Annotated in this window: 16 protein-coding genes; 10 read left to right on the plus strand and 6 right to left on the minus strand. The window is 70.5% G+C overall.

Features of this window, described 5'->3' with window-relative positions; all coding sequences use genetic code 11:
- The 4 genes from H537_RS56900 to H537_RS46295 all read left to right on the plus strand — a co-directional run.
- Positions 1-90: 3-hydroxyacyl-CoA dehydrogenase family protein (locus H537_RS56900; RefSeq protein ID WP_375136344.1), on the plus strand; the 90-nt coding region annotated here is incomplete at its 5' end.
- Between the two features lie 173 nt (positions 91-263).
- A complete protein-coding gene (locus H537_RS46285) occupies positions 264-701 on the plus strand; it encodes a hypothetical protein (protein ID WP_051243584.1) in 438 nt (145 codons plus the stop codon).
- Positions 702-867: 166 nt separating this feature from the next.
- Positions 868-2,973, plus strand: coding sequence for a hybrid sensor histidine kinase/response regulator (locus H537_RS46290; protein ID WP_169517115.1), 2,106 nt, complete (start codon positions 868-870; stop codon positions 2,971-2,973).
- A gap of 192 nt (positions 2,974-3,165) precedes the next feature.
- Positions 3,166-4,179 carry a ribonuclease T2 family protein gene (locus tag H537_RS46295; RefSeq protein WP_043460596.1) on the plus strand — a complete coding sequence of 338 codons (1,014 nt, stop codon included), beginning with the start codon at positions 3,166-3,168 and terminating at the stop codon, positions 4,177-4,179.
- Positions 4,180-4,258: 79 nt separating this feature from the next.
- Here the strand turns inward: H537_RS46295 and H537_RS0129695 are convergent, their stop codons facing one another.
- Together H537_RS0129695 and H537_RS0129700 are read right to left on the minus strand one after the other, a co-directional pair.
- The gene (locus tag H537_RS0129695) at positions 4,259-4,666 is read right to left on the minus strand and encodes a putative zinc-binding protein (RefSeq protein ID WP_029000769.1); all 408 of its coding nucleotides are present in this window, start codon (positions 4,664-4,666) and stop codon (positions 4,259-4,261) included.
- A gap of 73 nt (positions 4,667-4,739) precedes the next feature.
- Positions 4,740-6,392 (minus strand): MBL fold metallo-hydrolase, encoded by a 1,653-nt coding sequence (locus H537_RS0129700; protein WP_051243593.1) that lies wholly within the window; start codon positions 6,390-6,392, stop codon positions 4,740-4,742.
- Between the two features lie 191 nt (positions 6,393-6,583).
- On the opposite strand from H537_RS0129700, the gene H537_RS0129705 reads away from it, so the two are divergent.
- From H537_RS0129705 to H537_RS0129725, 5 genes are read left to right on the plus strand one after another with little or no spacing between them, the layout of a single operon-like run.
- Positions 6,584-7,918, plus strand: a complete 1,335-nt coding sequence (locus tag H537_RS0129705) for an NAD(P)/FAD-dependent oxidoreductase (RefSeq protein WP_029000771.1) — start codon at positions 6,584-6,586, stop codon at positions 7,916-7,918.
- Complete coding sequence (locus H537_RS0129710; protein WP_029000772.1) at positions 7,915-8,922, plus strand: chorismate transformation FkbO/Hyg5 family protein; 1,008 nt, start codon at positions 7,915-7,917, stop codon at positions 8,920-8,922. Before H537_RS0129705 ends, H537_RS0129710 begins: the two co-directional genes overlap by 4 nt.
- Positions 8,919-9,737 (plus strand): MipA/OmpV family protein, encoded by an 819-nt coding sequence (locus tag H537_RS0129715; protein ID WP_043460599.1) that lies wholly within the window; start codon positions 8,919-8,921, stop codon positions 9,735-9,737. Before H537_RS0129710 ends, H537_RS0129715 begins: the two co-directional genes overlap by 4 nt.
- Positions 9,738-9,743: 6 nt before the next feature.
- Positions 9,744-10,493 carry a lysophospholipid acyltransferase family protein gene (locus H537_RS0129720; protein ID WP_029000773.1) on the plus strand — a complete coding sequence of 250 codons (750 nt, stop codon included), beginning with the start codon at positions 9,744-9,746 and terminating at the stop codon, positions 10,491-10,493.
- Positions 10,490-11,290: a glycosyltransferase family 2 protein gene (locus H537_RS0129725; RefSeq protein WP_029000774.1), complete on the plus strand. Its 801-nt coding sequence runs from the start codon at positions 10,490-10,492 to the stop codon at positions 11,288-11,290. The genes H537_RS0129720 and H537_RS0129725 overlap by 4 nt, the downstream gene beginning before the upstream one ends.
- Before the next feature lie 45 nt (positions 11,291-11,335).
- On the opposite strand, the gene H537_RS49850 is transcribed toward H537_RS0129725, so the two are convergent.
- Entirely contained in the window at positions 11,336-12,118 is a 783-nt protein-coding gene (locus H537_RS49850) for a hypothetical protein (protein ID WP_156902005.1), read from the minus strand.
- 53 nt (positions 12,119-12,171) lie between these two features.
- Complete coding sequence (gene bamE, locus H537_RS0129735; RefSeq protein ID WP_029000776.1) at positions 12,172-12,741, minus strand: outer membrane protein assembly factor BamE domain-containing protein; 570 nt, start codon at positions 12,739-12,741, stop codon at positions 12,172-12,174.
- Between bamE and H537_RS0129740 the strand changes: the two genes are divergently transcribed.
- Positions 12,740-12,913, plus strand: coding sequence for a hypothetical protein (locus H537_RS0129740; RefSeq protein WP_156902006.1), 174 nt, complete (start codon positions 12,740-12,742; stop codon positions 12,911-12,913). The two genes, bamE and H537_RS0129740, sit on opposite strands and share 2 nt — an antisense overlap.
- Positions 12,914-13,032: 119 nt before the next feature.
- Here the strand turns inward: H537_RS0129740 and H537_RS0129745 are convergent, their stop codons facing one another.
- Together H537_RS0129745 and fabG are read right to left on the minus strand one after the other, a co-directional pair.
- Positions 13,033-13,464, minus strand: a complete 432-nt coding sequence (locus H537_RS0129745; RefSeq protein ID WP_029000778.1) for a hypothetical protein — start codon at positions 13,462-13,464, stop codon at positions 13,033-13,035.
- 223 nt (positions 13,465-13,687) lie between these two features.
- Positions 13,688-14,419, minus strand: a complete 732-nt coding sequence (gene fabG, locus H537_RS0129750) for a 3-oxoacyl-ACP reductase FabG (protein ID WP_029000779.1) — start codon at positions 14,417-14,419, stop codon at positions 13,688-13,690.
- Positions 14,420-14,440: the final 21 nt, after the last annotated feature.

The following is a 14,440-nucleotide window of genomic DNA, read 5'->3' on the forward strand; positions in this document are numbered from 1 at the left end:
AAGTACCGCCCCGCGCCGCTGCTGCGCGAGATGGTCCAGGCCGGCCGCCTGGGCCGCAAGACGGGGCGCGGGTTCTACAACTACGGTTGATCCCCACGGCGGGCCCCGAGCCGTCAAGGCTGCGCGGGCCCGCCTACAAGCTGTAGCTCACGAGCAACTTTTTTGCCACGGCCCGCCCGGTCCCGCGGTGGACGCGGGGCGGCCCTGGGGGCTCCAATCCCGGCATGCATGGCGCGAGCACGCGCCGCAACGGGAGAAGAGCCATGAGGACCTTCCTGATCCTGGCGCTGGCCTCCATCGGTTCCGCGGCCGTGGTGTCGGCCGCCGATGACGCCCGGGCCACCTACGAGCGCGAGCGCGCCGCCTGCGTCAGCGGGCGTTCGGCCCAGGACCGCGCCACCTGCCTGCGCGAGGCCGCCGCAGCCTACCAGGAGGCGCGCCGGGCGCACCGCGGCCCCGCGCTGCCCCGGGACCCCGCCGATCGTTACGCGGACAACGCGCTGCTGCGCTGCCAGCCCCTGTCCCCCACCGACCGTGCGGAGTGCGAGCGCCGCATGCGCAGCGGCACCAGCAGCGGCAGTGTCACCGGTGGCGGCATCCTGCGCGAGCTGCGCACGGTGCAGGAGGCCCCGGCCATGCCGCGTGACGCCGAGCACCAGCCCACGCCCGCAGCCCCGTCGGCCGCCTCGGCGCCGCAATAAGGCCTGCCGCGCTCCCGCCGCCCCGGTTTCGTAACAGGGAGCGCTGGGGCACTACCGCGTTTTTCCCGGGCGCCTGCCCGGGCATGCGGCCCGCTGGGCGCTGATGTTGTTACAGGATGGCGGCGTCCATCGCCTAGGCTGGACGCCCATTCGAGGACGGGAATCCATGTTTCTTTCTGTTCGCGGCTGGTTGCCGTCCTGGCCCTTTGCCGCTTCGCGGCGCGCCCGGGCCGAGCTCAACCGCCAGGTGACCGATCTGCAGGCGCTGCACGAGCTCAGCAGCCGGCTGCTGGAGGTGCGCACGTTGCCCCAGCAACTGGGCCTGATCCTGCAGACGCTGTGCAGGCTGCACGGCAGCTCCAAGGGGCTGCTGTCGCTGTACGAGCCGCCCTCGCAGCGGCTGGAGACCGCCGCCAGCGAGGGCTTTGGCGCGCAGGCGCTGCGGCAGTTCAGCGAGGTGCGCGTCGGCGACGGGGCCTGCGGGCGGGCGGTGCGCCTTGGGCGGCGCGTGGTGGTGCGCGACACCGAGAGCGACGAGGGCTACGCGAGCTGGCGCGCGCTCGCGCGCGAGGAGGGTTTCCGGGCCGTGCACAGCACGCCGCTGATCGCGCTGGACGGGCAGGTGATGGGCGTGATCTCGGTGCACCTGCCGCAACCCGGCGAGCCCGATGAGCGGTTGCAGTGGCTGGCCGACATCTGTGCGCGCAAGGCGGCGGTGCATGCCGAGCGCGAGCGCTCGCGGCGCCTGGCGCAGCGCGCCGACGAGCGGCTGGCGGGGGTGCTGGCGTCCTCGCCGCTGCCCTTCGGCATCCTGGAGCCCGTGCGTTCCGCCTCGGGCGTGGTGGCGGACCTGCGCTGGGCCTATGCCAATGCCGCGGCGGCCGGGCTGTTCGGCCACCCGCTGTCGGCGCGAACGCCGCTGCGCGCGACGCTGCGCGGGGACGACGCGGCGCTGGAGCAGTTCCTGGCCGTGGCCGCGCACGGGCATGGGCGCGAGTTCGAGTGGCAGCCGGCGGGCACGGCCGCGGGCTGCTTCCACGTCATCGCGTCGCCGGTGCCCGAAGGCGTGGCGGTGTGGTTCACCGACGTCACGCAGCGCAAGCGCCAGGAGCAGGCGCTGCGCGAGTCGGACCGGCGCAAGGACGAGTTCCTGGCCACGCTGGCGCACGAGCTGCGCAACCCGCTGGCGCCGATCCGGCAGGCGGCGATGGTGTCCCGGGCGCCCAACGCCACCGAGGCGCAGCGGCGTTGGAGCCACGAGGTGATCGACCGCCAGGTCAGCCACATGGCGCTGCTGCTGGACGACCTGCTGGACATGTCGCGCGTCACGCGCGGCAAGCTCGCGCTGCGCAAGGGCCCCACCGAGCTGCGCGCGGTTCTGGACGCCGCCATCGAGGCCGCGCGCCCGCTGCTCGACGCCAAGCACCACAGGCTGGAAGTGCTGGCCGACGAAGCGCCGCCGCGCTTCGAGGCCGACCCGCTGCGGCTGGCGCAGATCCTCTCCAACCTGCTCACCAACGCCGCCAAGTACACCGACCCGGGTGGCCACATCCGGCTGCGTGCCGCGATGGAGGAGGGCGAGATCGTGATGTCGGTGGCGGACAACGGCATCGGCATCGCGCCGGAGGTGCTGCCCGCCGTGTTCGGCATGTTCTCGCAGGTGGCCGCGCACGACGAGCGCAGCGCCGGCGGGCTGGGCATCGGCTTGGCGCTGTCCCGGGGGCTGGCGGAGCTGCATGGCGGGCGCATCACGGCGCGCAGCGACGGGCTCGGCCAGGGCAGCGAGTTCACGCTGCGCGTGCCCTGCGGACGGCTGCAGCCGGAGCCGCGCATCGAGGCGGCGCCGCCGCCGCGCGTGGCCGGCGGGCTGCGCGTGCTGGTGGCCGACGACAACGCCGACGCGCGCGACAGCCTCGCGGCGCTGCTGGCGCTGCACGGCTTCGAGGTGACCAGCGCCGCCGACGGCGACGAGGCGCTGCGCCTGCTGCAGGAGCAGCGCCCGGACGTGGCGCTGCTGGACATCGGCATGCCCGGGCGCGACGGCCACGAGGTGGCGCGCGCGATCCGCGAGCGGCTGCCCGGCAGCGCGTGCCCGCTGCTGGTGGCCGTCACCGGCTGGGGCCAGGACCAGGACCGCTCGCGCTCGCGCGACGCCGGCTTCGACGGGCACCTGACCAAGCCGGTGGACCTGCAGGCCCTGCTGCGCCTGCTTCAGCAGGCCCAGGCCGCCGACGCCCCAGGGCAGAAGCCGCGGCTGGTGCGGGCGGCGTAGCGGCCCGGGCCTCGCGCGCCGGACCGGCGCACGGGGCCGGACGGTGAACGCCCCGCCCACTCGCGGGCGATGCGCCACAGCGGTCTTATCGGCAGGTCTGTGCGCAACTCCAGCGCCGAGCCAGGGTTGCATGCGGGCTTCGTAACGTAAGCTCGCACCCTCTGTCATGCGACCCGATCCATAACTTGTTGGATGGTCAACGTGCAAATCCGGTATATCGCGGCATTGTTGTTGGTGGTTTGTGCTGGCGCTCACGCCAGTGAGTCTGCTTCCGGCACTTTCACGGCCGGCAAGGTTTGTGAGGCCTATACCTCGTTTTCGAAGAAAACGAATCCCAACGGTTTGAAGACGACGGTCGGTGATGCTTATCCGATTTTTGAAGTCAACCGGCCCGGCGAGTATTCCTGGGTGCGCGTGCTGGTGAATGAAGGCTCGCAGCCGGGCCCGCGCTGGATTTCCAAGGATTGCGGCGCGGTATCCGATTTCAAGCTCAAGACCACTGTCGCGCCGATTGCCAGGCCCCCGGTCCCGAATATTTGCCAGACCCCTGACCTGTACGAAAGTTTCGTGCTGGCTTCCACCTGGCAGGCAGGATTCTGCAATTCCAAGGTCGCGGGCAGGTCTGACAGCAAGCCGGAGTGCGTGGCGCTGGCCACGGGCGAGTTGAAGCCCACCAACCTGACGCTGCACGGCCTGTGGCCCAACAAGAAGAAGTGCGGCATCAACTACGGCCACTGCGGCGGACAACCGCTGGATCTCAAGCCGCAGACGCGCAAGGAAATCGAGCCCTGGATGCCGAATTTCATCTACAGCACCCGCTTCGGCAACTACGAATGGAACAAGCACGGCACCTGCCAGACGGCGCTGGATGACGATGCCTATTTCCTCAAGGCCGTGTCGGCGGTCAAGGCGCTCAACGGCTCAAGGCTCGGGGCGTTGATCCTGCAGTCCATGGGTAAGAAAGTGAGCAAGGCCGACCTGGTCAATGCCGTCAAGGCGGACGATCCCAAGGCCGTCGGCAGCGTCGCGTTCCTGTGCAGCAAGGACAGCCTGTACGAGATTCGCGTCAACCTGCCCGTCGATTTCAAAACGGATGCCGGGCTCAGCGGCTTGGTGGGCAGCAATCCACAGCCGCTGGGCAACCAGGAAGACAGTTGTCCCGACGAAGGCATCCACATCGCCATCGGCGGGAAAAAACCGGGCTGACAGGCCAGGTGCCGCCGCCATTCATGGTGGTGTCCATGACCGCGATTTGCATGGGGCCCTTGTTGGGCCCCCGTTCGTTTCAGTCCGGTGTCTGTGCCGCCATCGCCTGCACCCGCTGCCGGACCTCGGCGTAAAGCTGCTCGAACTGCGCGGCGTCGAAGTCGGCGTGGTACTGCTTCTTCACGCCCTCGGTGCCCAGCTGCAGGTGCACCGTAGGCTGCACGTCGCGCTGCGCCAGGCAGGCGCGGGTACAGGCCAGCGCACAGCCGTCGATGGCCAGGATGGGCCGCCCGCTCGCGGCCGCCTCGCGCGCGCGCCGCACCAGGCTCGGCACGTTGCCGCCCACGCCGGCGATGCAGGACATCTGCGCTAGCCCTTCGCGGTCCAGGCGCAGCGCGAGGTCGTTGGCGAATTGCGCGGCGCTGGAGCAGCCCGAGCAGCTGTAGACCAGGGGCAGTGATTCCGGTGGGGTGGCGGCGAGAGGCATGGGTCGGATGCGGCCAGGACAGCGTTGAAAAACCCATCGTTCCGGCTCGCGCCCGTCATGGTTTTGAGGCGGCTCAAGCCGTCCCGTCGCGCCTCCAGCTCTCGTCGTCCTCGACGGCTCGCCCTTCCGCCTGCAGCTTCAGCAGCGCCGCCAGCAGCGAGCGCCGCGCCGCGCCGTGCTTGGCCGGCGGCACGTCGTCGTAGACCCGCGCCAGCAGCGCGTCCATGGACTGCAGCTCGCCCGTCAGCGCCGCCAGCAGCTTGGCTTCGCGCTGCTGGCGATGGCGGATCAGCAGGTCCCATACGCGCCGCGGCTGCGCCACCAGGAAGCCATGCCCGGGCGCCAGCCACTGCAGTTCGGGCAGGTCGTCGCGCAGCCGCGCCAGCGAGGCGAGGTAGGCCGCCATGTCGCCGTCCGGCGGGTTGATGACCACCGTCGAGCCCTGCATGACGTGGTCGCCCGTGAACAGGATGCTCTCCTCCTCCAGCAGGAAGCACAGGTGGTTGGAGGCGTGGCCGGGGGTGTGCAGCACGCGCAGCGTCGTGCCCGCGTCAAGCGCCAGCCGCTCGCCGTCGCTCAACTCGCGCGTGGGGTTGAAGAACTCGTCCTGCCACTGCGCGTGCGGCGTGCGCCGGCCCAGCACCTGCGCGCCGGTGGCCTGCGCCAGCAGCGCGGCGCCGGGGGAGTGGTCCAGGTGCGTGTGCGTGACCAGGATCCAGCGGATCGGTCCGGGCGCCGCCGCCACCAGCGCCTGCACGTGCGCCGCGTCGGCCGGACCGGGATCGATCACCGCCCACTCGTTGGCCTGCAGCGCCCCCACCAGGTAGCTGTTGGTGCCGGGGCCGGTCATCACGCCGGGATTGGCGGCGGTGAGGCGGATCAGCCGCTCGCTCAGCCGCATCGGCTCGCCCGGCGTGACCACGGTGCGCGCGATGCCCTGGCCCGACGGATCCACCAGTTTTGCCTCGGCCCAGCCCGGGTGCTCGGGGAACAGCGGGATCAGCTGGCCCTCCGGGTCGCGCGCGCGCTGCGGGCGGATGCACGGCACCTCGCCCAGTCCGGCCGCCCAGTCCAGCATGTCGCGGGCGCAAGCGAAGCGCGAGAGCTCCTGCAGCAGCCGCCGCACCGGGCCGACCACGCGCACGCCCTGCGCGCCGCGCACCGCCTGGGCCGGGCTGAGCCAGGCCTGGGCCGTCATCTCGATGCCGTCGTGTGTGGCTTCCTGCGCCGGCGGCACCGCGGCCAGGAAGAAGCGGGTGTCGAAGCGCTTGGGCATGCCCGGCGGCGTGACGATGTGCGCGAAGAGCTTGAGCTCGCCCAGCGCCAGCCTGAAGCCCTGCTCGCGGCACAGCTCCAGCAGCCCGATCTCGCGGCCATGCAGCCGCTTGCGCCAGGCGGCCTGCAGCGCGGCGCCGGTGACGGGCTCGCCCCGCGCGTCCACCGCCAGCAGCAGCCCGGCCTCCTCGAAGGTCTCGCGCACGGCCGCCACGTACCAGGCCAGGCCGCCTTCGGCCAGGCCGAGGCGGGCGTTGGCGGCGGCTTCGTCCAGGCCGGCGCACACGGGCGCCAGCGCCGCGTCCGCTGCGTCGATCAGCCCGCCGGGGAAAACCCAGGCGCCGCTGTTCTGGTCGCCACGCTCGGCGCGGCGCAGGAGCAGGACTTCGGGGCCGCCGGCGGCGTCGCGGACGAGGACGAGGGTGGAGGAAGGGCGAAGGCTTGTCGTCATGGAATCGGGCTGCAGGAAGCGAACGTCGGATGGTGCCCGGGGAGCGCTGCCTCGGCGCTACAGCCTTCCCGCGATGTGGCACGGAGCAAGAAAGCTGCAAGGCACAATAAGTCCCCCGGTTGCCCATCCCGCGAGTGTGGCATCCAGCCTCCTGGCCCGGCCCCCGTTTACCCGCCCTGCTGACCACTTCCATGACACCTTCTTCTGCTCACGTGACGGAACAGTGCGACGTGCTCGTCATCGGCGGCGGCCCGGCCGGCGCTACGGTGGCCACGCTGCTGGCGCAGCAGGGACGCGACGTGGTGATGCTGGAGAAATCCCAGCATCCGCGCTTCCACATCGGCGAGTCGCTGCTGCCGGCCAACGTGCCCCTGTTCGACAAGCTGGGGCTGCGCGGGGAGGTGGAGCGCATCGGCATGCCCAAGTGGGGCGTGGAGTTCGTGTCGCCCCAGCACGAGCACTCCAGCTTCCTGGAGTTCGGCGACGCCTGGGACAAGTCGCTGCCCTACGCCTGGCAGGTGCGGCGCTCGGAGCTGGACGAGATCCTGTTCCGCCACGCCGCGGCGCAGGGTGCGCGCACGCTGGAGAACTGCCACGTGCGCGAGGTGGACTTCGACGCCGAGGGCGCCACGGTGCGGGCGCAGCTGGGTGACGGCGAGCAGCGCCGCTGGCGCGCGCGCTTCGTGATCGACGCCTCGGGCCGCGACACCTTCCTGGCCAACAAGATGCGCGCCAAGGAGAAGAACCCGAAGCACAACAGCTCCGCGCTGTTCGGCCACTTCCGCGACGCGCAGCGGCTGCCCGGCCAGCTCGAAGGCAACATCACCATCTTCTGGTTCGCGCACGGCTGGTTTTGGTTCATCCCGCTGGCCGACGGCACCACCAGCATCGGCGCCGTGTGCTGGCCCTACTACCTGAAGTCGCGCAGCAAGCCGCTCAAGGAGTTCTTCGCCGACACGATCGCGCTGTGCCCCAAGCTGGCCGAGCGCCTCAAGGACGCGACGCTGGTGGACGACGTGGTGCATGCCACCGGCAACTACTCCTACAGCGCCACGCACTGCAGCGGCGAGCGCTACCTGCTGCTGGGCGACGCCTTCGCCTTCATCGACCCGGTGTTCTCCTCGGGCGTGTTCCTGGCCATGCAGAGCGCCTTCGCGGGCGCGGAGGTCGTGGCCACCTGCCTGGACCGCCCGGCCGAGGCGGCGCGCGCACGCCAGCGCTTCGAGGACATGATGCGCAAGGGGCCGCGCGAGTTCTCGTGGTTCATCTTCCGCGTCACCAACCCGACCATGCGCGAGTTCTTCATGTACCCGCAGAACATGTTCCGGGTGAAGGAGGCGCTGCTGTCGCTGCTGGCCGGCGACCTCTACCGCGGCACGCCGATCTGGCGCTCGCTGCGCATCCTCAAGGCGCTGTACTACCTGGTGTCGCTGCGCAACGCCCGGCGCACCTTCGACGCCTGGAAGATGCGCCGGCGCAACGTCCGCGACCTCGGACCGCTGCAGGGCGAGACCATCCAGTCATGACGGCTTCGCTCCTGGCGGCAGCGCCGCTGACGGTCGAGCGCCTGGCGCCGGCGGCCTGGGCGCGGCATCAGCACGCGCACGACCTGCTCGGCGGCCTGGGCTACGGCGAGGGCGGCGACGCCGTGCCCGCGCCGGTGCTGTGGGGCGCCCCGGCGGTGGACGCCTGGCACGGCGCCGGCGAGCTGCGCCAGGGTTGCCGCGGGCGGGTGCGCTGGCGCCACGACGGGCGCTGGCTCTGGGGCGCGCTGGACGTCGCCGAGGCGGCCGAGGGCATCGAGCTGCAGGCCGTGGTGCGCCAAGCCTATGCGGACATCTTCGCCGTGCTGCAGGACAGCGGCTGCACGCAGCTGCTGCGGCTGTGGAACTACGTGCCGCGCATCAACGAGGCGCAGGACGGCCTGGAGCGCTACCGCCATTTCAATGCCGGGCGCCAGCTCGCCTTCCTCGACGCCGGCCGCCCGGCCTTCGAGGGCGCGCCGGCGGCCAGCTGCCTGGGCCTGCGCGACGGGCCGCTGTGCGTGCGCTTCCTGGCCGGCACGCGGGCCGCCGTGCCGGTGGAGAACCCGCGCCAGGTGTCGGCCTACCACTACCCGTCGGCCTACGGCCCGCGCAGCCCGACCTTCTCGCGCGCGGCGCTGGTGCAGCTTCAGCCGGGACGGGTGGGGCTGCTGATCTCCGGCACCGCCAGCATCGCCGGCCACCTCAGCCTGCACGCGGGCGACGTGCAGGCGCAGACGCTGGAGACGCTGCTCAACCTGCAGGCGGTGGTGGCCGCGGCGCAGGCGCGCTGCGGTGCGCGCTTTGCCCTGGAGGACTTCGACGGCGTCGTCTACGTGCGCCATGCCGCGCACGCCGACGTGGTGCGCCGCGTGTTGCAGGAGCGGCTGGGCGCGCAGGCGCGCTTCGTGCGCACGGCCGTGATGCTGCAGGCCGACGTCTGCCGCGCCGACCTGCTGGTCGAGATCGAGGCGCACGGCTGCGCCGCGGGGGAGCTCATCGAATGAAGAAGAACGTCATTGCCGCAGCCCTGGCGCTGCCCCTGGTGCTGGGCGCGCCGCTGGCGCACGCGGAGCCCAAGCCGCTGTGGGAGCTGGGCATGGGCGCCGGGGTGCTGCGGCTGCCGCACTACCGCGGCTCGGACCAGACGCACACCTGGCTGCTGCCGGTGCCTTACGTCGTGTACCGCGGCGAGATCTTCAAGGCCGACCGCGGGGGCGCGCGTGCCGTGCTGCTGGAGACCGAGCGGCTGGACTTCGACCTCAGCCTGGCGGCCACGCCGCCCACGCGCAGCGAGGACAACGAGGCGCGCCGCGGCATGAAGGACCTGCCGCCCATCGTCGAGCTCGGCCCCAACCTCAACTGGACCGCGGCCCGCGGCAAGGGCTGGAAGCTGGACCTGCGCCTGCCGGTGCGTGCCGCGCTGGGCTTGGGCTCCAACGGCGGCTTCAAGGGCTGGATCGCCACGCCGCAGCTCAACCTCGACCTGACCGACCTGCGCGGCTGGCGCGTCGGGCTGGCGGCGGCGGCCGTCGCGCAGGACCAGCGCTACAACGAGCTGTTCTATGGCGTCTCCGCGGCGGAGGCTGCGCCCGGGCGCCCGGCCTACCGGCCCGGCGGCGGCGCGGCCGGCGGCTACCTGCTGGGGTCGGTGTCGCGGCGCGTGGACAACTGGTGGTTCGGCGGTTTCTTGCGCTGGGACAGCCTGCGCGGGGCGAGTTTCCTGGACAGTCCGCTGGTGCGCCAGCGCGAGCATTGGTCCGTTGGAGTGGGGGTGTCGTGGGTGTTCGCGGCGTCGGACAGACAGGTTGACAGGGACTGAGGCTGGATGAAGTTGCTGCTTGCGCTGCCGCTGACGCTGCTGCTGCATGCCCAGCTGGTGTTGCTGGGGCTGATATCGCTGACGTGGAACGCGGTCGCGATGCTGCTGTACCCGCTGCTGCCGCGCCCGCGCGGGCGGGCCGTCGGGCGCGCGGGCATCGCCTACGGCTACCGGCTGTTCTGGGCCATCGCGCGCTGCAGCGGCATGCTGCGCATCGACAACCGCGTGCTCGATGCGCTGCGTGACGAGCCCGGGCTCATCGTGGTGGCCAACCACCCCAGCATGATCGACGCGCTGGCGCTGGTGGCGCGGCTGCCGCGCAGCGCCTGCATCATGAAGGCGCAGCTCATGCGCAACCTGTTCCTGGGCGCCGGCGCGCGGCTGGCCCGCTACATCCGCAACGACTCGCCGCGCAGCATGGTGCGCCTGGCCATCGAGGACCTGCGCGCCGGCGGCCAGCTCGTCATCTTCCCGGAGGGCACGCGCACCACGCGCCACCCGGTCAATCCCTTTCGTCCCGGCGTCACGCTGATCGCCAAGCTGGCCAAGGCGCCGATCCAGACGGTGTTCATCGACACCGACTCGCCCTACCTCAGCAAGGGCTGGCCGATCTGGCGCCTGCCGCCGCTGCCCATCGTGTTCACCTTGCGGCTGGGCGAGCGCTTTGCGCCCTCGCCGGACGCCGATGCGCTGCTGCGCCAACTCGAAGACTATTTCGCCGCGAACGTGAAGCCGCCGGCGTCCCACAAGCCATGACCGCCGCAGTTCCCGCCGCCGCGACCAGCGCGTCGCGCACGCACCTCGTCCTCATCCCCAGCTACAACACCGGCGCCAAGGTCTACGAGACGGTGCGCGAGGCGCGCGCGCAGTGGTCTCCGGTGTGGGTGGTGGTGGATGGCAGCGACGACGGCACCGCCGAAGGGCTGCAGCGCATGGCGCGGGAGGACACGGGCCTGCGCGTGTGGGTGCTGCCGCGCAACCAGGGCAAGGGCTCGGCCGTGCTGCACGGGCTGCAGGCGGCGCAGGCCGCCGGCTTCACGCACGCGCTGACCATGGACGCCGACGGGCAGCATCCGGCGGCGCTGATCCCGGCCTTCATGCAGGCCTCGATGCGCCGGCCCGACACGATGATCCTGGGCCGGCCGGTGTTCGATGCCAGCGCGCCGCTGCTGCGCGTGCGCGGGCGGCGCATCTCCAACGGCTGGACCGACCTGGAGACGCTGGGTGCCGGGGTGGGCGACTCCCTCTACGGTTTCCGCGTCTACCCGGTGGCGGCGCTGGCGGCGGTGATGGCGCGCCAGCCCTGGATGCGGCGCTTCGACTTCGACACCGAGGCGGTGGTGCGCCTGGCCTGGCGCGGCGTCAAGCCGATCAACCTCGACGCGCCGGTGAAATACCTGAAGCCGGAGGAGGGCGGCGTCTCGCACTTCCGGTATGGCCGCGACAACGTGCTGCTGACCTGGATGCACACGCGGCTGGTGCTGGAGTTCGTGCTGCGGCTGCCGCTGCTGCTGTGGCGCCGCGTGCGGCGGCGCCCGCCGTTCCAGCGTTGAGAACCGGACACCGCCGGCGGGGGCAAGGCCTTTTGGCGGTGTGACTTACCTGGCGTCGTTGGCCAGCGGCGCGATGACGCGGTAGGTGATCGACGTGTTGCCGGCTTTCAGAATCTCGAAGCGGGCACCCTTGTAGCCGATCATCGTTCCCGGCGTGAAGTCGTATTTCAGGTCCTGCGAAAATGCCGGACGGGCGCGCTGATCCAGGAATTCCCGGTAGAGCAGTGACAGCGAGGATTGGGACGTGCCGGAATAGACCAGCTCCCGTTGAAACCGCGCTTCCCGGGGCGGGCGCTCGTTCACCGTGCCGGTGTACAGGATCGGCGGGGCCGCGCTCAGGCTGGCATCATGGGTATCGCTCCAGAACCAGTAAATCGAGGTGGCACCGCTCTGGGATATGTGAATGCCGCCTTGCAACGACTCGGGATCGGGAAACGCCCCTTTCGATTCGTAGGCCAGCTTGATGCCCGAGGGAGCCGAAAAATAGCGGCCGCCCGCGGTGTCGTGCCCCACGAGCTCGAATTTTCCGGGCTCCAGCTCCAGCATCATCCGCAAGTCGTCCCTGTAGTGGGCGACATACTGGACGGTATTTTCGACGACGATGGCCGGCATGGCCGCGACGGCATAGGCCTTGACCATGGCATCGCCAATTTGCGTCGTGGTTTCGACGCCATTGGGCGGCCAGTACCGGACGGTTTCGTAATTGCTTTCCTGAACCGGGGCGAAGGGCAGGGATGCGTATTTCTTGGCCGCGCAGCCGCTCAATAAGAGCGCGGCTGCGGAAAGCATGACGGCAAGCCGGGGAAGCAGGGTGGTGGTTTTTCGCACGACGGGGTACTTTCGTCAGATTCCCCATCTTGCCGCAGGCTTGCCCGGTGATTTCAATTCATGACGACCTGGGCATAGGTTCCCGCCTCGGCCATGACTTTGTTCACGCGGTCCCGGTTGTCGAACACCACTTGGAATTCCTGGGTCCGGGACAGCCAGTAGCGCCAGACCCGGGCGTCCAGGCTGGGGTTCTCGCTGGTGATCGGGTAGCCCAGCGCCATGAGCACCTGCTCGCGCGTCATGCCGGGCATCACGCGCGAGGACTGGATCGCCTGGCGCAGCTTGCGCGGCATCTTGGCGATGGCCGCGGCGGGGTTGGTGGGCACCACGTAGCGCCGGGCGAAGACGCCCATGTCGACGTCGCGGCTGTAGTCGTTGCCGATGTCCTGCTGCGCGCCCTCGATGTTGACGTGCACCCGGTAGCGCCCGTAACCCGTGGGCGTGACCGGCGTGCCCGCCGGGATCACGCGCGTGCCGCTGGAGGCGTAGTTGATGTCGCTGATCCAGTTGCCGTTGCTGCGCATGTTGCAGCACAGGTAGCCCGGGTCGGGCAGCGACTGCGCGGCAGCCGCCAGGGGCAGCGCGGCCGCCAGGAGGGCCGCGACGATGGGACGGATGGCCATGCTGTTTCTCCTGGGGCGCGTTGCCGAACGGTCGGCGCTGATGCCGGAACTGCCGCTGCCGCTATTGACACTGTTGACAGCGCAACACGTCAATGTCGGGATGGCCGGCAGCAGCTTTCAGCGCGGGACCTTCCTCATCGGCGTTCTCGGGGGAAGTGCAGTCGGATTGTAGAAAGCACCATCCCACTGCAGGGCCTCGTTCGCTCTTTCGGGCTCTGACTTCCCCCTTCAGAACGACTTCAGAGACGGCTGGGGTCGAACCCGGCTGGCCTCACGCCGTGCCCGGCCTCATCAGTCCGCGCATTTGGCGCCGCTGGGGTCGGCCGTGATGCGGATCAGTTCGTTGGTGCCACCGCCAAAGACGGAACCGCCGGTGAACGTCAGGCAGCCCTCGCCACTGTAGTCAGCCTGCAACCGGGTGGCGTCGTTTCCGAAATAGAACGGAATCCAGCGCTTGCCGGTTTCGCTGGTGTGCATGTTGGTAGGGCCGCCAATCAGCTTGGTCACCTCGTTGAACTGCATGCCGATCTGCAGGCGGGCAAACTTGCTGCTCGGAGACGGCGTGCCGACCATTTCGCCATCGAAGCGGCCATCCCGTGACTTGACGATACGCACGTCCGATGGGACGCCGGCGTTGCTGCCTGCAGGTGCACTGCCAGGCTTGTTGGCGCACGCACCCAGCACGGCCAGCACCCCAACGCTTGCAATCATTTTCAGGTTCATGGGCATCTCGCTCGATCCTTATGTCCGGCCGAAAGGGGCCGTCAGGATTCTACGAATGCTCACCCTTCGCAAGGCCGAAAGCAGGCCCAGCGTGTTGCGGCCTCGCCGCAGTCTTCAGCTGCGGCCTGAAAAGATTTGGGTGCCAGCACACCGAACAGTGAAGGGCAAGCAGGAGGCTGCTGCGGCGCCAACCTGAGGGGCAGGAGCGGCGAAGCTGCCGGGCTCAGTACATCCCGCCGTTGATGGAGATCACCTGCCCGCTGATGTAGCCGGCCTGCGGGCTGGCCAGGAAGCCCGCCAGCGCCGCCACCTCCTGCGGCGTGCCCGCGCGCTTGGCCGGCACGAGCTGGTCGATGGTGGCCTTGTCGAAGACCTGGTCCGCCATGGGCGAGGCGATGATGCCCGGCGCGATGGCGTTGACCGTCACGCCGCGGCTGGCCACCTCCAGCGACAGCGCCCGCGTCGCGCTGTTGAGCGCGCCCTTGGCCGCGGCGTAGTTCACCTGCCCACGGTTGCCCGCCAGCGCGGCGACCGAGGAGATGTTGATCACGCGACCCCAGCGCGTGCGCAGCATCGGCAGCAGCAGCGGCTGCGTGACGTGGAAGAAGCCATGCAGCGACACGTCGATGACGCGGTGCCACTGCTCGGCGCGCATGCCGGGGAACACGGCGTCGTCGTGCACGCCGGCGTTGTTGACGATGACTTGCACCGGGCCGTCGCGCAGCAGCGCCTCGCAGGCCGTGCGCGAGGCCGCCGCGTCGCTGACGTCGAACACCAGCGCCTCGGCGCTGCCGCCCGCGGCGCGGATCTCCTCGGCCAGTTGCGCCACCGCATCGGGGCGCGAGTGGGCCTGCAGCAGCAGGTGCGCGCCATCGCGCGCGAGCTGCTGCGCGATGGCGGCGCCCAGCGCGCCGCTGGCGCCCGTAACGAGCGCGCGTTTGCCGGCCAGGGTCATGAAAGCTTCTCCGTTTCGTTC

The sequence above is a fragment of the Azohydromonas australica DSM 1124 genome, assembly GCF_000430725.1.
GTDB lineage: Bacteria > Pseudomonadota > Gammaproteobacteria > Burkholderiales > Burkholderiaceae_C > Azohydromonas > Azohydromonas australica.

Bases quoted from the DNA above. Each gene is read 5' to 3' on its own strand.
- H537_RS46285 (WP_051243584.1), top strand. From the start codon at position 264: ATGAGGACCTTCCTGATCCTGGCGCTGGCCTCCATCGGTTCCGCGGCC.
- H537_RS46290 (WP_169517115.1), top strand. From the start codon at position 868: ATGTTTCTTTCTGTTCGCGGCTGGTTGCCGTCCTGGCCCTTTGCCGCT.
- H537_RS46295 (WP_043460596.1), top strand. From the start codon at position 3,166: ATGGTCAACGTGCAAATCCGGTATATCGCGGCATTGTTGTTGGTGGTT.
- H537_RS0129695 (WP_029000769.1), bottom strand. From the start codon at position 4,666: ATGCCTCTCGCCGCCACCCCACCGGAATCACTGCCCCTGGTCTACAGC.
- H537_RS0129700 (WP_051243593.1), bottom strand. From the start codon at position 6,392: ATGACGACAAGCCTTCGCCCTTCCTCCACCCTCGTCCTCGTCCGCGAC.
- H537_RS0129705 (WP_029000771.1), top strand. From the start codon at position 6,584: ATGACACCTTCTTCTGCTCACGTGACGGAACAGTGCGACGTGCTCGTC.
- H537_RS0129710 (WP_029000772.1), top strand. From the start codon at position 7,915: ATGACGGCTTCGCTCCTGGCGGCAGCGCCGCTGACGGTCGAGCGCCTG.
- H537_RS0129715 (WP_043460599.1), top strand. From the start codon at position 8,919: ATGAAGAAGAACGTCATTGCCGCAGCCCTGGCGCTGCCCCTGGTGCTG.
- H537_RS0129720 (WP_029000773.1), top strand. From the start codon at position 9,744: ATGAAGTTGCTGCTTGCGCTGCCGCTGACGCTGCTGCTGCATGCCCAG.
- H537_RS0129725 (WP_029000774.1), top strand. From the start codon at position 10,490: ATGACCGCCGCAGTTCCCGCCGCCGCGACCAGCGCGTCGCGCACGCAC.
- H537_RS0129740 (WP_156902006.1), top strand. From the start codon at position 12,740: ATGCTGTTTCTCCTGGGGCGCGTTGCCGAACGGTCGGCGCTGATGCCG.
- bamE (WP_029000776.1), bottom strand. From the start codon at position 12,741: ATGGCCATCCGTCCCATCGTCGCGGCCCTCCTGGCGGCCGCGCTGCCC.
- H537_RS0129745 (WP_029000778.1), bottom strand. From the start codon at position 13,464: ATGAACCTGAAAATGATTGCAAGCGTTGGGGTGCTGGCCGTGCTGGGT.
- fabG (WP_029000779.1), bottom strand. From the start codon at position 14,419: ATGACCCTGGCCGGCAAACGCGCGCTCGTTACGGGCGCCAGCGGCGCG.